Source organism: Streptomyces sp. SJL17-4, assembly GCF_036826855.1.
Lineage (GTDB): Bacteria > Actinomycetota > Actinomycetes > Streptomycetales > Streptomycetaceae > Streptomyces.
In genome coordinates this window covers 6,457,814-6,475,355 of the sequence record NZ_CP104578.1, presented here as the reverse complement: position 1 = coordinate 6,475,355, position 17,542 = coordinate 6,457,814, and the positions used below count along the sequence as shown (strand labels likewise).

Genomic DNA, 17,542 nt, shown 5'->3' with positions numbered 1-17,542 from the left:
GCCGCCGGGCGCGTTCTACTGCACGGCCCTGTACCAACTCCAGTACGGCCCGGCGTTCCAAAACGGCACCCCTCGCTCCGCAGCTTCACGGCACCGCCTCATCCGAGGGGGCCGCGCCAGGGAAAGGACCCTTCGTGCGAAACCGTTCGATGCTCATACTCACCACCGCGGTCACCGCGGGAGCACTCACCCTCACCGCCTGTGGTTCGCGCGACGACAAGGGCGCCGAAAAGGGCGGCGACGGCGGCAACGTCACCGTGACCATCGGTCTCGACGCACCCCTCACCGGCGAGCTGTCCGCCCTCGGCCTCGGCATCAAGAACTCCGCCGACCTCGCGGTCAAGACGGCCAACGAGAAGGCCTACGTCAAGGGCGTGACCTTCAAGCTGGAGTCCCTGGACGACCAGGCGCAGCCCTCCGCCGGCCAGCAGAACGCGACCAAGTTCGTCGCCGACAAGAGCGTCCTCGGCGTCGTCGGCCCGCTGAACTCCTCCGTCGCCGAGTCGATGCAGAAGGTCTTCGACGACGCCAAGCTGGTCCAGGTCTCCCCGGCCAACACCAACCCGGCGCTGAGCCAGGGCATCAACTGGAGCAAGGGCGAGAAGAAGCGCACCTACACGTCGTACTTCCGCACCGCGACCACGGACGCCATCCAGGGCCCGTTCGCCGCGCAGTACGTCTTCAACGAGGCCAAGAAGACCAAGGCCTTCATCATCGACGACAAGAAGACCTACGGCGCCGGCCTCGCGGGCACCTTCAAGGGCGAGTTCGAGAAGCTCGGCGGCAAGGTCCTCGGCACCGAGCACATCAACCCCGACACCAAGGACTTCTCCGCGGTCGCGACCAAGGTGAAGAGCTCCGGCGCCGACGTCGTCTACTACGGTGGCGAGTACCCGGCCGCCGGCCCGCTGGCCAAGCAGATCAAGGAAGCCGGCGCGAAGGTCGTCGTCGTCGGCGGCGACGCGATCTACAGCCCCGAGTACGTGAAGCTCGGCGGCGCGGCCGCCACCAACGGCGACATCGCCACCTCCGTCGGCGCGCCGATCGAGTCCCTCGCCTCCGCCAAGGAGTTCCTGGCCAACTACAAGGCCAAGGGCTACAAGGAGGCCTACGAGGCCTACGGCGGCTACGCCTACGACTCCACCTGGGCGATCATCGAGGCCGTCAAGAAGGCCACCGAGGGCAACGGCGGCAAGGCCCCCGAGCGCGCCAAGGTCGTCGAGGCCATGCAGGGTGTCTCCTTCGAGGGCGTGACCGGCAAGGTCTCCTTCGACGAGTTCGGTGACACCACCAACAAGCAGCTGACGGTCTACAAGGTCGAGGGCGGCGCGTTCAAGCCCGTCAAGTCCGACACCTTCGGCGGCTGATCCCAGCCCCCACCCCAGCACCACCAGCACCACTCAGCACCACTTTCACCGCGCGGGGGGCCGCACCAGGCTCCCCGCGCGGTGTCACATCCGTCGAAAGTCTCGGAGGACAATGCGGTGAACGAACTGCCGCAGCAGCTGGTCAACGGCCTGCTACTGGGATCCATGTACGGGCTCGTCGCCGTCGGCTACACGATGGTCTACGGCATCGTCCAGCTCATCAACTTCGCCCATGGCGAGATCTTCATGACCGGCGGCTTCGGGGCCCTCACGGTCTGGCTCATCCTGCCCGGCGGCACCAGCATGTGGGTCGCGCTGCCCATCATGATCATCGGTGCCGTGATCGTCGCCACCACCATAGCCGTCGGAGCGGAACGATTCGCCTACCGTCCGCTACGCGGCGGCCCCCGCCTCGCCCCCCTCATCACCGCCATCGGTCTCTCGCTCGCCCTGCAGTACGCGGTGTGGGTCTGGTACCCCGAGGCGAAGTCCGCCCGGACCTTCCCGCAGATCCCCGGCGGTCCGATCGAACTCGGCCCGGTCACCATCCAGACCGGCGACGTCTTCCTCCTGATCGCCGCCCCGATCTGCATGGCCGTCCTCGCCTTCTTCGTCATGCGCACCCGCGTCGGCCGCGGCATGCAGGCCACCGCGCAGGACCCGGACACCGCGAAGCTCATGGGCGTCAACACCGACCGCATCATCGTGATCGCGTTCGCCCTCGGCGCCGCCATGGCCGCCGTCGGCGCCGTCGCCTACGGCCTCAAGTACGGCGTCGTCGACTACAAGATGGGCTTCCTCCTCGGCCTCAAGGCCTTCACCGCCGCCGTCCTCGGAGGCATCGGCAACATCTACGGAGCCATGATCGGCGGAGTCGTCCTCGGTATCGCCGAGACCATGGCGACGGCGTACATCAGCCACATCCCCGGTATGGAGCAGCTCGGCGGCCAGTCCTGGGCCGACGTCTGGGCCTTCGTACTCCTCATCGTCGTACTCCTCGCCCGGCCACAAGGCCTCCTGGGCGAGCGCGTCGCGGACAGGGCGTGAGCACCATGACCACCATCTCCGAGAACCCCCAGGCAGCCCCGGTCACCAAGCAGGACGAGGCCACCGGTCTCATCGGCTTCGTGCCGGCCAAGGCCGCCCGCGCCCTCGTCCTGGGCGGCGCCGTCCTCACCGTCGCCAGCTGCTTCCTCTCCTGGACCTGGACGGACACGTTCCCCGGCGACCTCACGTACTACGGCTCCCCGGCCGGCCTCCAGCTCCAGGTCCTCGTCCTGGGTCTGCTCACCACCCTCTTCGCCCTCTCCTCCTACGGCGTCAAGGGCACCCGCTGGCTCACCCCCGCCGGCGCCGACGCGGCCCTCAAGTTCGCCGCACTCGCCACCTTCGGCACCACCTGGTACACCGTCGCCGCCATCAGCATCTCCCTCGGCGGACCGGTCAACCTGGAACCGGGCGGCGCAATCGTCGCCTTCGCCACCCTCATCACCCTCCTCGGCGCCCTCGCCCTCCCCTTCGAGCGGCCCAAGGTGCACCCCGTGGACCCCGAGGACACCGGCTGGGACCAGTTCAAGCACCGCGCCGGCAACGGCTGGACGGCCTTCAAGGGCGCCTTCGCCGCCACCGGCACCGCCCGCAAGCTGCCCCCGATGCACTCCTCCGTCGAGATCCTGATCATCACGGGCATCCTCGCCGTGGCACTCGGCGTCTTCACCTACGGCGTCGGCACCGAGTACGACGAACTGTTCCTCGGCTTCCTGATCACGGCCGGCCTCGGCTTCGCCGCGGTCAACAAGTCGGGCCTCATGCAGCAGGCCACCCAGCTCACCAAGAAGCACCAGAACCTCACCATCGCGGGCGCGTTCACCGCGGCGGCACTCTTCCCCTTCACCCAGACCGACGACCAGTACGCGACCCTCGGCGTCTACATCCTGATCTTCGCCACCGTCGCCCTGGGCCTGAACATCGTCGTCGGCCTCGCCGGTCTCCTCGACCTCGGATACGTCGCCTTCCTCGGCGTCGGCGCCTACGCGGCCGCCCTCGTCTCGGGCGCCCCGACCTCCCCCTTCGGCGTGCAACTCCCCTTCTGGGCCGCCATCCTGGTCGGCGCCGGAGCCTCCCTGGTCTTCGGCGTCCTCATCGGCGCCCCCACCCTGCGACTGCGCGGCGACTACCTCGCCATCGTGACGCTCGGATTCGGTGAGATCTTCCGTATCGCCGTCATGAACACCGACGGCACCTCCGGCCCGGACATCACCAACGGCTCCAACGGCATCGCGTCCATCCCGAACCTGAACATCTTCGGATTCGACTTCGGCGCCGAACACGTCATCGCCGGCTTCACCATCGGCCGCTTCGCCAACTACTTCTTCCTGATGCTGCTGATCATGGCAGTCGTCGTGCTGGTCTTCCGGCGCAGCGGCGACTCCCGCATCGGCCGCGCCTGGGTCGCCATCCGCGAGGACGAGACCGCCGCACTCGCCATGGGCATCAACGGCTTCCGGGTCAAGCTCATCGCCTTCGCACTCGGCGCCTCGCTCGCCGGCCTCGCCGGCACCGTGCAGGCCCACGTCACCTACACGGTGACCCCCGAGCAGTACCTCTTCGCCGGTCCCATCCCGCCCAACTCCGCCTTCCTGCTCGCGGCCGTCGTCCTCGGCGGCATGGGCACGATGAGCGGCCCGCTGGTCGGTGCCTCGCTGCTCTTCCTCATCCCGAACAAGCTCCAGTTCATGGGCGAGTACCAGCTCTTCGCCTTCGGCGTCGCGCTGATCCTGCTCATGCGCTTCCGCCCGGAAGGCATGATCGCCAACCGGCGCAACCAGCTGGAGTTCCACGAGAACGACGAGACGCCCGCCACGCTCGCCAAGGCAGGTGCCTGAACCATGACGACCACCACGAAGACCGCCGACGCCACCACCGCGCCGGCCGCAGGCGAGACCGTCCTCGACGCACGCGGTGTCACCATGCGCTTCGGCGGCCTCACCGCCGTACGCGACGTGAACCTCACCGTCAACAGCGGCGAGATCGTCGGACTCATCGGCCCCAACGGCGCCGGCAAGACCACCTTCTTCAACTGCCTCACCGGCCTCTACGTCCCCACCGAGGGCGAGGTCCGGTACAAGGGCACGGTCCTGCCGCCCACCTCCTACAAGGTCACCGACGCCGGCATCGCCCGCACCTTCCAGAACATCCGCCTCTTCCACAACATGACGGTCCTGGAGAACGTCCTCGTCGGACGCCACACCCGGATGAAGCAGGGCCTCTGGTCGGCGCTGCTCCGTCTGCCCGGCTTCAAGAAGGCCGAGGCGGAGGCGACCGAGCGGGCCATGGAACTCCTCGAGTTCATCGGCCTCCAGGACAAGGCACAGCACCTCGCCAAGAACCTCCCGTACGGAGAGCAGCGCAAGCTGGAGATCGCCCGCGCCCTCGCGAGCGACCCCGGCCTGATCCTGCTCGACGAGCCCACCGCCGGCATGAACCCGCAGGAGACGCGGGCGGCCGAGGAACTCATCTTCGCCATCCGGGACATGGGCATCGCCGTACTCGTCATCGAGCACGACATGCGGTTCATCTTCAACCTCTGCGACCGGGTCGCCGTACTCGTCCAGGGCCAGAAGCTGATCGAGGGCGACAGCCAGACCGTCCAGAGCGACGAGCGGGTCATCGCCGCGTACCTGGGCGAACCCGTCGCGGACGCGCCGGCGGAGGAAGCCCCCGCGAAGGAGACCCCGGCCGAGGAGGCTCCCGCGGAGGAGACCCCCGCCAAGGCCGCGCTCTCCAAGGACGCGCCCGCCGAGGAGGACGCGGCTTCGGAGGAGGACGAGCCTTCCGACGAGGACGCGCCCGCCGAGGACGCGCCTTCCGACGAGGACGCCCCCGAGGCCCCCGCCGACGAGGCCCCGGCCGACGAGGAGACCTCCTCGGAGGACACCACGCAAGACCCTGCTTCGGGCAAGGAGAACGACGCATGACCGCACTGCTCGAAGTCGAGGACCTGCGCGTCGCCTACGGAAAGATCGAGGCCGTCAAGGGCATCTCCTTCTCCGTCGACGCCGGTGAGGTCGTCACCCTCATCGGCACCAACGGCGCCGGAAAGACCACCACCCTCCGGACCCTCTCCGGGCTCCTCAAGCCGGTCGGCGGCCAGATCAAGTTCGAGGGCAAGTCCCTCCGCAAGATCCCCGCACACAAGATCGTCTCGCTGGGCCTGGCCCACTCCCCCGAGGGCCGGCACATCTTCCCCCGGATGACCATCGAGGAGAACCTCCTCCTCGGCGCCTTCCTCCGCAAGGACACCGCCGGCATCGCCAAGGACGTCCAGCGCGCCTACGACCTCTTCCCCATCCTGGGCGAGCGTCGCAAGCAGGCCGCCGGCACGCTCTCCGGCGGCGAGCAGCAGATGCTCGCCATGGGCCGGGCCCTGATGTCCCAGCCCAAGCTGCTCATGCTCGACGAGCCCTCCATGGGCCTCTCCCCGATCATGATGCAGAAGATCATGGCGACCATCGCCGAGCTGAAGGCCCAGGGCACCACCATCCTGCTCGTCGAGCAGAACGCCCAGGCCGCGCTCGCCCTCGCGGACCACGGCCACGTCATGGAGATCGGCAAGGTCGTGCTCTCGGGCACCGGCCAGAACCTGCTCCACGACGAGTCCGTCCGCAAGGCGTACCTCGGCGAGGACTGAGCCACCCCAGACAGAAGGCCCGCCCCACAGCGACGTGGGGCGGGCCTTCTCATGTACGGGGGCGGGCCGGGCTACTGCCCCTTGGCCGCCTTCTTCTCCTCGGCGTCCTCGATCACGGCCTCCGCGACCTGCTGCATCGACATGCGCCGGTCCATCGACGTCTTCTGGATCCAGCGGAACGCAGCAGGCTCCGTCAGGCCGTACTGGGTCTGCAGGATGGACTTGGCCCGGTCGACCAGCTTGCGGGTCTCCAGACGCTGGGAGAGGTCGGCGACCTCCTGCTCCAGGGCTCGGAGCTCGGAGAAACGGGAGACGGCCATCTCGATCGCCGGCACCACGTCGCTCTTGCTGAACGGCTTCACGAGGTACGCCATGGCCCCGGCGTCCCGGGCCCGCTCCACGAGCTCGCGCTGCGAGAAGGCGGTGAGCATGAGGACCGGGGCGATGGACTCGCCGGCGATCTTCTCGGCCGCCGAGATGCCGTCCAGGATGGGCATCTTCACATCGAGGATGACGAGGTCGGGCCGGTGCTCACGGGCGAGCTCGACGGCGGTCTGACCGTCTCCGGCCTCGCCGACGACCGTGTAGCCCTCTTCCTCCAGCATCTCTTTGAGATCGAGGCGGATGAGGGCCTCGTCCTCGGCGATGACGACACGGGTCGTCAGCGGCGGGACGTGCGACGCGTCGGCGTCGTCGGCGGGCTGGGGCGACTCGGGGGCGGTCACGGGGGCTCCTCGTTGCGGGGCAGTGCGCTGCACTAGGAAGCCTACCTAGCTGCTGGCCGGGCCAGTGACCGGGTACACTCCGATTGGCGATCTGCCGGGTTGGTGGAATGGCATACACGGATGTCTCAAACACATCTGCCCGTGAGGGCTTGCGGGTTCGAGTCCCGCACCCGGCACAGCTTCTGAAGCGGACGTTCACCTTCGCGTGAATGTCCGCTTTCTGCTGCACATGGCGACGGACCATTGCGCAGAGTAATCGCATGAACTTTCACGGCACAGAAGTGCGACAGCGGGCACTCACACTGCTGCGCGACGGCGCCAAGAACGCGGACGTGGCACGCAAGCTCAACGTCCCGCAGGGCACGATCAGCTACTGGAAGCACGAGGACCGCGCGAAGCGCGGCGAGTGCCCCGGGCGGCCCGACCCGAAATGCCCCCGCTGCGACGGACGGGAGCTGGACGGGGCGGCATACGCGTACCTGCTCGGGCTCTATCTCGGCGACGGACACATCAGCCAGTACTCGTCTCACCGGGTACCGAGCCTGATGATCAGCCTCGACGACGCCTGGCCCGGCGTGCAGGACGAAGCCGAGGTCGCCATGCGCCGGGTGTTCCCAGACAACGCCACATGCCGCGTGCGCAGGAAGGGCTGCCACAACGTCAAGGTGTACTCGCTGCACCTTGCCTGCCTCTTCCCCCAGCACGGGCCGGGAAAGAAGCACGAGCGACGCATCGCCCTTGAACCGTGGCAGCAAGTGATCGTCGATGCGAATCCCTGGGAGTTCATCCGCGGCCTCATCCACTCCGACGGGTGTCGGATCACCAACTGGACCACACGCCTAGTCGGGGGCGAGCGCAAGCGGTACGAGTACCCGCGGTACTTCTTCACCAACAAGTCGGACGACATCCGGAAGCTGTTCGGTGACGCCCTCAGCGGGGTCGGTGTCGAGTGGACGACTACCGCCCGGGGCACCGACCCGTACAACATCTCCGTCGCCCGTAAAGCATCCGTCGCGCTCATGGACCTTCACGTGGGGCCCAAGCACTGAACTACGTCAGCGCCTCACCGATGTGGTGGACCCGGACCATGTTGGTCGAGCCCGTGACTCCCGGCGGGGAGCCCGCCGTGATCACCACGACGTCGCCCGGCCGGCAGCGGCCGATCCGCAGCAGTTCCTCGTCCACCTGCGCCACCATCGCGTCCGTCGAGTCCACGTGCGGGCCCAGGAAGGTTTCCACGCCCCACGTCAGGTTGAGCTGGGAGCGGGTCGCCGGGTCCGGGGTGAAGGCGAGGAGGGGGATCGGGGAGCGGTAGCGGGAGAGGCGCTTGACCGTGTCGCCCGACTGTGTGAAGGCCACGAGGAACTTCGCGCCGAGGAAGTCGCCCATCTCGGCGGCCGCGCGGGCCACGGCGCCGCCCTGGGTGCGGGGCTTGTTGCGTTCGGTGAGGGGCGGGAGGCCCTTGGCGAGGACGTCTTCCTCCGCGGCCTCGACGATGCGGCTCATGGTGCGGACGGTCTCGATCGGGTAGCGGCCGACGCTGGTCTCGCCGGAGAGCATCACGGCGTCGGTGCCGTCGATGACGGCGTTCGCCACGTCGCTGGCCTCGGCGCGCGTGGGGCGGGAGTTGTCGATCATCGAGTCGAGCATCTGGGTGGCGACGATGACCGGCTTGGCGTTCCGTTTGGCGAGTTTGACGGCGCGCTTCTGGACGATCGGCACCTGCTCCAGGGGCATCTCGACGCCCAGGTCGCCGCGGGCGACCATGATGCCGTCGAAGGCGGCGACGATCTCCTCGATGTTCTCGACGGCCTGCGGCTTCTCGATCTTGGCGATGACGGGGAGCCGGCGTCCCTCCTCGTCCATGATGCGGTGGACGTCGTCGATGTCGCGGGCGCTGCGGACGAAGGAGAGGGCGATGACGTCGGCGCCGATGCGGAGGGCCCAGCGGAGGTCTTCGATGTCCTTCTCGGAGAGGGCGGGGACGGAGACGGCGACGCCGGGGAGGTTGAGGCCCTTGTTGTCGGAGACCATGCCGCCCTCGATGACGAGGGTGTTCACGCGGGGTCCGTCGACGGAGGTGACCTCCAGGGTGACGCGGCCGTCGTCGACGAGGATGCGTTCACCGGTGGTGACGTCGGCGGCGAGGCCGGAGTAGGTCGTTCCGCAGCAGTGGCGGTCGCCTTCCATCGGTTCGACGGTGATGGTGAACTCGTCGCCGCGTTCAAGGAGTACGGGGCCTTCGCGGAAGCGGCCGAGGCGAATCTTCGGGCCTTGAAGGTCGGCGAGGACTCCGATGCTGCGGCCGGTCTCGTCGGAGGCTTTGCGGACGCGTTGGTAGCGCTCCTCGTGTTCGGCGTACGAGCCGTGGCTGAGGTTGAAGCGGGCCACGTCCATTCCGGCCTCGATCAACGCCTTGATCTGGTCGTATGTTTCGGTGGCGGGCCCAAGGGTACAAACGATTTTCGCTCGGCGCATGGTTCGAGACTAGGCCTTACCCACCAGTAGCGAGTTGGCGAGACATGACTACTCAACAACCTTTCCGTGAAAGGCTGTTGACAAGTCTTGAATCTGTGCGCCGGGGTGCTCCGATGAGCGATTTTCGCGCCCCGGCGCCCCGTGTCTCAGAGTGCGGGCGGTCGCATCGTGAAGCGCGCCACGACCTCGGCGGTCACCGTCTGGCGCTGGGGTTCGAGGTCGAGCGGCGGGGCCTCCCCGGCGCTCTCCGCCGAGTACGCCACCTGCGCCGCGCCGAAGGCCGCGCGCCTCGGCATCAGGGGCTCCGCGACCCCCGCGTCCGACAGTTCGAGGAGTGAGGAGAGCGTGGTGCCGAGTGCCTCCGCGTAGGCCCGTGCCCGCTGCACCGCCTCGGTCACCGCGAGCCTGCGGGCCTCCGCGTACGCCGGGGAGGCCGGGCGCAGGAACCACCAGGGGCCGTCGACGCTGGTCAGTTCCAGGTCGGCGAGTCGGGTCACCAGCTCTCCGAGGACGGTGAAGTCGGTCAGTTCGGCCGTGACCCGTACCCTTCCGTGGAAGGCGTGCACCCGTTCTCCCCGGCCTTTGCGGGTGAGCTCGGGGGAGATGGAGAAGCTGCCCGTCTCCAGTTTCTCCACGGCGGAGCCCTGTGCCTTGACCAGGTCGAGTACCAGGGTGTTGCGTCGGGTGAGGTCCGCGAGGGTGGTCGACCGGTCGGGGCCTCGGGCGGAGACGGCCACCCAGATCCGGGCGAGTTCCGGGTCGACCTCCAGCCGTCCCTCCCCACGGACCGTCACCTGGGGCGTGTCCGGGGTCGCGTGTTCCTGCGTCACGTCCTGACTCCTCCGTGTTCGACGGCGATCGACGGCGATCGTTCTCCGAACACTTTCCCACTCCGTAACCCGAAAGCTCTGTTGCCGACGTGACTGTCCGGGCGAGAATCTACGCGCGTTGTGCGCCATGGTCGGCGCCGACGGCACGGAACCACTAGGGGAGAGATCACATGCCGCTGAACCGCAGGACGTTCCTGGAGCGCTCGGCCGCCGCCGGGGCCGGGGTGGCCGTCGCCGGAGCCGTCGCCGTTCCCGCCGAGGCCCACGGCGGCCCCGGCCGTCCGCGTCCGCGGAAGCGGTACTCGTTCACGGTGATGGGCACCACCGACCTGCACGGCAACGTCTTCAACTGGGACTACTTCACGGACAAGGAGTTCGACGACAAGGCGCACAACGACGTCGGCCTCGCAAAGATCTCCACCCTGGTGGACCAGGTCCGGAAGGAGAAGGGCCGCCGCAACACCCTTCTCATCGACGCGGGCGACACCATTCAGGGCACCCAGCTGTCGTACTACTACGCCAAGGTCGACCCGATCACCGCCCGCAGCGGCCCGGTCCACCCGATGGCCCAGGCCATGAACGCCATCGGCTACGACGCCGCCGCGCTCGGCAACCACGAGTTCAACTACGGCATCCCGGTGCTCCGCAAGTTCGAGGAGCAGTGCGACTTCCCGCTGCTCGGCGCCAATGCGCTGGACGCGAAGACGCTGCGGCCGGCCTTCGCCCCGTACAGCATGCACCGCCTGCGTACCCCGCACGGCAAGGACGTCAAGGTCGCGATACTCGGCCTGACCAACCCGGGTATCGCCATCTGGGACAAGGCGAACGTCAGCGGCAGGATGGTGTTCCCGGGGCTTGAGGAGCAGGCGGCGAAGTGGGTGCCGAAGCTGCGTTCGATGGGTGCGGACGTGGTGGTCGTCTCGGCGCACTCCGGCTCCAGCGGTACCTCCTCGTACGGTGACCAGCTTCCCCACATCGAGAACGCGGCCGGGCTCGTCGCCGAGCAGGTGCCGGGCATCGACGCGATCCTCGTGGGTCACGCGCACACCGAGATTCCGGAGTACCGGGTGAAGAACAAGGAGACCGGCAAGGACGTCGTCCTGTCCGAGCCCTTGAAGTGGGGCCAGCGCCTGACCCTCTTCGACTTCGACCTGGTGTGGGAGAAGGGCTGCTGGACCGTGGAGAAGGTGGCCGCGCAGGTCCTCAACTCCAACACGGTGGCGGAGGACCCGGAGATCACCGGGCTGCTGGGGGACGAGCACGAGAAGGTCGTCGCGTACGTCAACCAGATCATCGGCACGTCCACGGCGGCCATGACCACGGCCGACGCGCCGTGGAAGGACGAGCCGATCATCGACCTGATCAACGTGGTCCAGGCCGAGACCGTGAAGGCGGCGCTGGCGGGTGGCGCTCACGGGGCCCTGCCGGTGCTCTCGCAGGCCTCCTGTTTCTCCCGTACGGCCCGGATTCCGGCCGGGCAGGTGTCCATCAAGGACGCGGCCGGTCTGTATCCCTTCGAGAACACCCTGGAGGCCCGTCTGATGACGGGCGCCCAGCTGAAGGACTATCTGGAGTTCTCGGCGCGGTACTACGTCCAGACCCCGGCGGGTGCTCCGGTGGACACCGCGAAGCTGACGAACGCCGACGGCATCCCGGACTACAACTACGACGCCGTCTCCGGGCTCACGTACGACATCGACGTCGCCAGGCCGGCCGGTTCGCGGATCGTGAACCTGTCCTTCGAGGGCAGGCCCCTCGACCCGGCGGCGAAGTTCGTCCTCGCGGTGAACAACTACCGGGCGAGTGGTGGCGGCGCGTTCCCGCACGTCGCGGGCGCCCAGCAGCTGTGGGCCAACTCGGACGAGATCCGTAACACCATCATCCAGTGGGTGAAGGCGAAGGGGACGGTCGACCCGTCCCTGTTCGCCTCGGTGGGCTGGAAGCTGACGCGGGACGGCGTGCCGGTGTTCTAGGAGTCAGCTCTCCACGAGAGGCGTCAGCTTCTGGCCCTGGGCCGGGATGCTCGGCGCCTCTCGTGGTTCCAGGCCGAAGCTGGTGAAGGCGGTGCGGCGGGGCAGCGGGTACGGCTCCTTGCCGGTGATCGAGTTGAGGATGGTCGCGCTCCGCCAGGCCGCCAGGCCGAGGTCGGGGGCGCCGACGCCGTGGGTGTGTTTCTCGGCGTTCTGTACGTGGACGGCGCCGGTCACCGAGGGGTCGAGGACCAGTCGGTACCGCTCGTCGACGCGGGCGCGGCCGGCGGAGTCGTGGCGGAGGTAGGGGTCGAGGCCGGCGAGCATCCGGTCCACCGGGCGTTCCCGGTAGCCGGTCGCGAGGACGACGGCGTCGGTGGTGAGCCGGGAGCGGGTGCCTTGCTGGAGGTGTTCCAGGTGCAGTTCGACCTGGGTGGTGGCGACCCGGCCGGCGGTGCGGACGCGGACGCCGGGGGTGAGGACGGCGTCGGGCCAGCCGCCGTGCAGGGTGCGGCGGTAGAGCTCGTCGTGGATGGCGGTGATGGTGTCGGTGTCGATGCCCTTGTGCAGTTGCCATTGCCGGGGCACGAGGTCGCCGCGTACGGGTTCGGGCAGGGAGTGGAAGTAGCGGGTGTAGTCCGGGGTGAAGTGTTCGAGCCCGAGCTTGGAGTACTCCATGGGGGCGAAGGCCTCGGTGCGGGCCAGCCAGTGGATCTTCTCGGCGCCGGTGGGGCGGGCGCGGAGCAGGTCGAGGAAGACCTCGGCGCCGGACTGGCCGGAGCCGATGACGGTGACGTGCCCGGCGGCGAGGAGCGTCTCGCGGTGTGCGAGGTAGTCGGCGGCGTGGAGGACGGGGACTCCGGGGGCGTCGGCGAGCGGCTTGAGCGGCTCGGGGACGTACGGTTCGGTGCCGACGCCGAGGACGACGTTCCGGGTGTAGGCGCGGCCGAGGGCCTCGGCTTCGCCGTCCGGGTCGATCTGGGTGAAGTCGACTTCGAACAGGCGTCGTTCGGGGTTCCAGCGGACCGAGTCGACCTGGTGGCCGAAGTGCAGTCCGGGGAGTCGCTCGCTGACCCAGCGGCAGTAGGCGTCGTATTCGGCGCGCTGGATGTGGAACTTCTCGGCGAAGTAGAAGGGGAAGAGGCGTTCGCGGGTCTTCAGGTAGTTGAGGAAGGTCCAGGGGCTGGCGGGGTCGGCGAGGGTCACCAGGTCGGCGAGGAAGGGGACCTGGAGGGTGGCGCCCTCGATGAGGAGGCCGGGGTGCCAGTGGAAGGCCGGCTTCTGTTCGAAGAAGGCGGTGGCGAGGCCGCCGGGGACACCGTGCGCGAGGGCGGCGAGCGAGAGGTTGAAGGGGCCGATGCCGACGCCCACGAGATCGTGGGGGCGGTCGAGGTCGTCCTTGGGGGTGCTGCCGGTCATCGCTGCGTGCTGCCTTCCACGAGGGTGATGAGCTGAGCCAGGTCGCCGGGGGTGGCGTGGGGGTTGAGCAGGGTGGCCTTGAGCCAGAGGCGGCCGTCGGCCTCGGCGCGGCCGAGGACGGCGCGGCCCTCGGCGAGGAGGGTGCGGCGGATTGCGGCGACGGTCTCGTCGGTGACGCCGGGGTCGTTGGGGCGGAAGAGGACGGTGGTGAGGGTGGGGCGGGCTCGCAGGTCGAGTCCCGGTGTCTTCTCCACGAGGTCGGCCAGCTGCTGCGCCAGGTCCATGCAGGTGTCGACGAGTTCGCCGAGACCGGTGCGGCCGAGGGCGCGGAGGGTGACGGCGGTCTTGAGGACGTCGGGGCGGCGGGTGGTGCGCAGGGAGCGGCCGAGGAGGTCGGGGAGGCCGGCTTCGGTGTCGTCGTCGGCGTTGAGGTAGGCGGCGGTGTGCCCGAGGGCGGCGAGGTCGGCCGCGTCGTGTACGGCGAGGAGTCCGGCGGCGGCCGGCTGCCAGCCCAGTTTGTGCAGGTCGATGGTGACGGTACGGGCGCGGGTGAGGCCGTCGAGGAGGGGGCGGTGGGTGCGGCTGAGGAGGAGCGGGCCTCCGTAGGCGGCGTCGACGTGGAGTTCGGCGTGTCGTTCCTCGCAGAGGTCTGCCAGGGCCGGGAGCGGGTCGATGAGGCCTTCGTCGGTGGTTCCTGCGGTGGCCGCGACGAGGATCGGTCCGGTGAGGGAGGTCAGTGCCTCGTGCAGGGCGGCCGGGTCGATGGTCCCTCGGGGTGTGGGCACCACGACCGGCTCCGGGAGGCCGAGGAGCCAGGCGGCTCGGTGGAAGGAGTGGTGGGCGTTGGCGCCGACGACGGTGCGGACCGCCGGTCCGTGGCGTTCCCTCGCGAGCAGCAGGGCGAGCTGGTTGGACTCGGTGCCGCCGGTCGTGACCAGCGCGTCGGGGTGGGTGGCGTCCGGGTAGACCTCGGCGGCGAGGGCGGCCGTGACGAGGGCCTCGATCGTGGAGGCGGCGGGGGCCTGGTCCCAGGAGTCCATGGAGGGGTTGAGCGCGGAGGCCGCGAGGTCGGCGGCGGCGGCGAGGGCGAGGGGTGGGGTGTGGAGGTGGGCGGCGCAGAGGGGGTGGGCGGGGTCGGCCGCGCCTTCCGCGAGGACGCGGACGAGGGTGCGGAGTGCCTCGTGGGGGCCGTGGCCGGTTTCGGGGAGCGGGTCGCCGAGGGCTTCGCGTACCCGGTGCGCCACGGTGTCCGGGCCGCCGGCGGGGAGGGGGCCGCCTCGGATCTCCGCGCCTTCGCGCAGGGCGTCGAGGGTGGTGCCGAGGAGGCGGCTCAGGGTGGTGGGATCGGCGGCCAGGGGTGGGGGCGGGGCACACATGGACGACAGAGTGCCGGGGGTTGTCGGGGTATGTCCGGGGAGTCGGTGCTTGTGACCCGAACGAGGGACGGCGCCCTGGGTTCAGGGCGCCGTCCGGTGGGGCGGGGGGGGCGGGGGTGTCAGGCTTCGCGGGTCTTCAGGGCTCGGCGGAGGTCGTCGAGCTGGTCGACCAGTTTGCGGCGGAGGGCCGGGATCATGTCGTCCGTCGTGAGGTGGTGGTCGCCCAGGGTCAGAGATTCCTGGTCGATCGCGTACGACGGGAAGGCGTACCGGCCCGCCGCCTCGGCCATCGCGGCGCCCCGGCGGGCGCCCATGGCGATGGCCGCCGGGTAGAAGCGGGGGACGTACGCGCGGAGGAGTTCCGCCTGCTCCGGCTGCCAGAAGCCCTGGGCCGTGGCGGTGAACAGGTAGTTGGAGAGGTCGTCGGTGTCGAAGAGCGCCGACCAGGCCGCCTCCTTCGCCTCCGGGGTCGGGAGGGAGGCCCGGCAGCGGGCCGCGCCTTCCTGGCCGGTGGCGCTGGGGTCCCGCTCCAGTTCGGCGGCGATGGTGGGCTCGTCGGTGGCGCCGAGGACGGCGAGTCGGGCCAGGATGCGCCAGCGCAGCTCGGGGTCGAGCTCGGGGCCGCCGTGGACGGTGCCTTCGTCGAGCCAGGAGGTGATCTGGTCGGGGGTGGTGGCGCTGTCGATGAGGGCGCGGACGGCGGTGAGGCGCAGGCCGGGGGCTTCGCCGTCCTCGGTGCGGCGCAGCAGGGCGCGGGCGATCTGCCGGATGGTGGAGAGGGCTGCGGGGCGCGCTTCCTCGGTGAGGTACCGGTCGGCGATCTGGGTGCGGGCGAAGCCGAGGACGCCTTGCACGAGGGCGAGTTCGGTCTCCTCGGTGAGGTGGGCCAGGGCGAATTCCAGGTAGTCGGCGGGGAGGAGGTCGCCGTCGCGGACCATGTCGCGCATCGCGTTCCAGATCACGGCGCGGGTCAGTGCGTCGGGGATGCGTGAGATGCCGCTCAGGGCGGACTGCTCGGAGACCTCGTCGAAGCGGAGTTTGGCGTAGGTGAGGTCCTGGTCGTTGAGGACGACGAGGGCGGGGCGCGGGCCGGTGAGCTCGGCGGGCTCGGTCTGGGGTACGTCGAGTTCGCGGCGCTCGCGGAGGACGAGCTCGCCGGAGGGGTCGCGGTCGTAGAGGCCGACGGCGATGCGGTGGGGGCGGCTGCCGGCGCGGTCGACGGCGAGCTGCCAGCGGAGGCCTTCGCCGGTGAGGGCCGGGGTGAGGGTGTCGACGCCGGTGGTGCGGAGCCATTGGTCGGCCCAGGCGTGGACGTCGCGGTCGGTGGCGGCGGCGAGGTTGTCGATGAAGTCGGCGAGGGTGGCGTTGCCGAACTTGTGGCGCTTGAAGTGGATGTTGATGCCGGCGAGGAAGTCCTTCTCGCCGAGCCAGGCGACGAGCTGGCGGAGGGCGGAGGCGCCCTTGGCGTAGGAGATGCCGTCGAAGTTGAGGAGGGCGGAGGCGGTGTCGGGGACGGCCTCGGGGTCGGGGGCGACGGGGTGGGTGGAGGGCCGCTGGTCGGCCTCGTAGCCCCAGGCCTTGCGGGTGACGCCGAAGTCGACCCAGGTGTCGGGGAAGAGGTCGGAGCAGGCTTCGTTGACGGTCTGGTAGCCCATGTACTCGGCGAAGGACTCGTTCAGCCAGATGTCGTCCCACCAGCGCAGGGTGACGAGGTCGCCGAACCACATGTGGGCCATCTCGTGGGCGATGACCATGGCGCGGGTCTGCCGCTCGGTGACGGTGACGGCGGAGCGGAAGACGAATTCGTCGCGGAAGGTGACGAGGCCGGGGTTCTCCATGGCGCCGGCGTTGAACTCGGGGACGAAGGCCTGGTCGTACGAGTCGAAGGGGTACGGCTCGTCGAACTTCTCGTGGAAGCGGTCGTAGCAGGCCTTGGTGACGGCGAGGATCTCGTCGGCGTCGGCGTCGAGGTGGGCGGCGAGGGAGCGGCGGCAGTGGATGCCGAAGGGGAGTCCGGCGTGCTCGGTGCGGACCGAGTGCCAGGGGCCCGCCGCGACGCACACGAAGTAGGTGGAGAGCGGCGGGGTGGCGGCGGAGTGCCAGCGTCCGTCGGGTCGCTGCTCGGTGATGCCGTTGGCGAGGACGGTCCAGCCGTCGGGGGCGGTGACGGTCAGTTCGAAGACGGCCTTCAGGTCGGGCTGGTCGAAGGCGGCGAAGACGCGCTGGACGTCTTCCATGAAGAGCTGGGTGTAGACGTACGCTTCGCCGTCGCTGGGGTCGGCGAAGCGGTGCATGCCCTCGCCGGTGCGGGAGTACCGCATGGTCGTACTGATCCGCAGGGTGTGCTCGCCCTCGCTCAGGTGCAGCGGGAGGCGGTTGCCGTCCAGGGTGGTGACGTCGAGGGGCTCGTCGTCGAGGAGGGCGGAGTGCAGGGTTTCGGGCTTCAGCTCGACGAAGGTGTCCCCGGCGGTACGGGCGGTGAACCGGACGAGGCTGGTGGACTCGAAGGTCTCGTCGCCGGTGGTGAGGTCGAGGTCCACGCTGTAGTGCTGGACGTCGAGGAGCTGGGCACGGGTCTGCGCTTCGTCGCGCGTCAGTACGGACATGGCCCTATGCTGCCCGATGCCTTCGGCGTGGGGCAGGGGTGGTGGGGTGCGGGCCTTCTCCGGGCAGGTCCTCCGGGGCGT

Annotated in this window: 13 protein-coding genes and 1 tRNA gene; 8 read left to right on the top strand and 6 right to left on the bottom strand. The window is 69.4% G+C overall.

Going from position 1 to position 17,542, the window contains the following annotated elements; all coding sequences use genetic code 11:
• The first annotated feature begins 134 nt into the window (after positions 1 to 134).
• The 5 genes from N5875_RS29105 (at position 135) to N5875_RS29085 (ending at position 6,057) form a co-directional block, all read left to right on the top strand.
• Positions 135 to 1,367, top strand: a complete 1,233-nt coding sequence (locus N5875_RS29105) for a branched-chain amino acid ABC transporter substrate-binding protein (protein ID WP_318207224.1) — start codon at positions 135 to 137, stop codon at positions 1,365 to 1,367.
• A gap of 117 nt (positions 1,368 to 1,484) precedes the next feature.
• Positions 1,485 to 2,414, top strand: coding sequence for a branched-chain amino acid ABC transporter permease (locus N5875_RS29100; protein ID WP_318207225.1), 930 nt, complete (start codon positions 1,485 to 1,487; stop codon positions 2,412 to 2,414).
• Between the two features lie 5 nt (positions 2,415 to 2,419).
• Positions 2,420 to 4,252, top strand: a complete 1,833-nt coding sequence (locus N5875_RS29095) for a branched-chain amino acid ABC transporter permease (RefSeq protein WP_318207226.1) — start codon at positions 2,420 to 2,422, stop codon at positions 4,250 to 4,252.
• 3 nt (positions 4,253 to 4,255) lie between these two features.
• Positions 4,256 to 5,344, top strand: a complete 1,089-nt coding sequence (locus N5875_RS29090; RefSeq protein ID WP_338497126.1) for an ABC transporter ATP-binding protein — start codon at positions 4,256 to 4,258, stop codon at positions 5,342 to 5,344.
• Entirely contained in the window at positions 5,341 to 6,057 is a 717-nt protein-coding gene (locus tag N5875_RS29085; protein WP_024757294.1) for an ABC transporter ATP-binding protein, read from the top strand. Before N5875_RS29090 ends, N5875_RS29085 begins: the two co-directional genes overlap by 4 nt.
• Before the next feature lie 71 nt (positions 6,058 to 6,128).
• Here the strand turns inward: N5875_RS29085 and N5875_RS29080 are convergent, their stop codons facing one another.
• Positions 6,129 to 6,782, bottom strand: a complete 654-nt coding sequence (locus tag N5875_RS29080; RefSeq protein ID WP_318207228.1) for a response regulator — start codon at positions 6,780 to 6,782, stop codon at positions 6,129 to 6,131.
• 93 nt (positions 6,783 to 6,875) lie between these two features.
• On the opposite strand from N5875_RS29080, the gene N5875_RS29075 reads away from it, so the two are divergent.
• Together N5875_RS29075 and N5875_RS29070 are read left to right on the top strand one after the other, a co-directional pair.
• Positions 6,876 to 6,958 (top strand) — tRNA-Leu (locus N5875_RS29075).
• 84 nt (positions 6,959 to 7,042) lie between these two features.
• Positions 7,043 to 7,831, top strand: a complete 789-nt coding sequence (locus N5875_RS29070) for a helix-turn-helix domain-containing protein (RefSeq protein ID WP_318207229.1) — start codon at positions 7,043 to 7,045, stop codon at positions 7,829 to 7,831.
• 1 nt (position 7,832) lies between these two features.
• Here N5875_RS29070 and pyk read toward each other — a convergent pair whose 3' ends face one another.
• Both pyk and N5875_RS29060 read right to left on the bottom strand, forming a co-directional pair.
• Entirely contained in the window at positions 7,833 to 9,260 is a 1,428-nt protein-coding gene (gene pyk, locus N5875_RS29065) for a pyruvate kinase (protein WP_318207230.1), read from the bottom strand.
• 146 nt (positions 9,261 to 9,406) lie between these two features.
• Positions 9,407 to 10,090: an SIMPL domain-containing protein gene (locus tag N5875_RS29060; RefSeq protein WP_318207231.1), complete on the bottom strand. Its 684-nt coding sequence runs from the start codon at positions 10,088 to 10,090 to the stop codon at positions 9,407 to 9,409.
• A gap of 170 nt (positions 10,091 to 10,260) precedes the next feature.
• Between N5875_RS29060 and N5875_RS29055 the strand changes: the two genes are divergently transcribed.
• The gene (locus tag N5875_RS29055; protein WP_338497124.1) at positions 10,261 to 12,063 is read left to right on the top strand and encodes a 5'-nucleotidase C-terminal domain-containing protein; all 1,803 of its coding nucleotides are present in this window, start codon (positions 10,261 to 10,263) and stop codon (positions 12,061 to 12,063) included.
• A gap of 3 nt (positions 12,064 to 12,066) precedes the next feature.
• On the opposite strand, the gene N5875_RS29050 is transcribed toward N5875_RS29055, so the two are convergent.
• The 3 genes from N5875_RS29050 to pepN all read right to left on the bottom strand — a co-directional run bounded on the left by N5875_RS29050 (position 12,067) and on the right by pepN (position 17,461).
• Positions 12,067 to 13,479 carry a SidA/IucD/PvdA family monooxygenase gene (locus N5875_RS29050; protein ID WP_338497123.1) on the bottom strand — a complete coding sequence of 471 codons (1,413 nt, stop codon included), beginning with the start codon at positions 13,477 to 13,479 and terminating at the stop codon, positions 12,067 to 12,069.
• Entirely contained in the window at positions 13,476 to 14,855 is a 1,380-nt protein-coding gene (locus N5875_RS29045; RefSeq protein ID WP_338497121.1) for an aminotransferase class V-fold PLP-dependent enzyme, read from the bottom strand. The genes N5875_RS29050 and N5875_RS29045 overlap by 4 nt, the downstream gene beginning before the upstream one ends.
• 119 nt (positions 14,856 to 14,974) lie before the next feature.
• A complete protein-coding gene (gene pepN, locus N5875_RS29040; RefSeq protein WP_318207235.1) occupies positions 14,975 to 17,461 on the bottom strand; it encodes an aminopeptidase N in 2,487 nt (828 codons plus the stop codon).
• Between the last annotated feature and the right edge of the window lie 81 nt (positions 17,462 to 17,542).

Excerpts from the sequence above, each read along its gene's own strand:
- N5875_RS29095 (WP_318207226.1), top strand. The coding sequence starts at position 2,420 with ATGACCACCATCTCCGAGAACCCCCAGGCAGCCCCGGTCACCAAGCAG.
- N5875_RS29090 (WP_338497126.1), top strand. The coding sequence starts at position 4,256 with ATGACGACCACCACGAAGACCGCCGACGCCACCACCGCGCCGGCCGCA.
- N5875_RS29085 (WP_024757294.1), top strand. The coding sequence starts at position 5,341 with ATGACCGCACTGCTCGAAGTCGAGGACCTGCGCGTCGCCTACGGAAAG.
- N5875_RS29070 (WP_318207229.1), top strand. The coding sequence starts at position 7,043 with ATGAACTTTCACGGCACAGAAGTGCGACAGCGGGCACTCACACTGCTG.
- pyk (WP_318207230.1), bottom strand. The coding sequence starts at position 9,260 with ATGCGCCGAGCGAAAATCGTTTGTACCCTTGGGCCCGCCACCGAAACA.
- N5875_RS29055 (WP_338497124.1), top strand. The coding sequence starts at position 10,261 with ATGCCGCTGAACCGCAGGACGTTCCTGGAGCGCTCGGCCGCCGCCGGG.
- N5875_RS29050 (WP_338497123.1), bottom strand. The coding sequence starts at position 13,479 with ATGACCGGCAGCACCCCCAAGGACGACCTCGACCGCCCCCACGATCTC.
- N5875_RS29045 (WP_338497121.1), bottom strand. The coding sequence starts at position 14,855 with ATGTGTGCCCCGCCCCCACCCCTGGCCGCCGATCCCACCACCCTGAGC.
- pepN (WP_318207235.1), bottom strand. The coding sequence starts at position 17,461 with ATGTCCGTACTGACGCGCGACGAAGCGCAGACCCGTGCCCAGCTCCTC.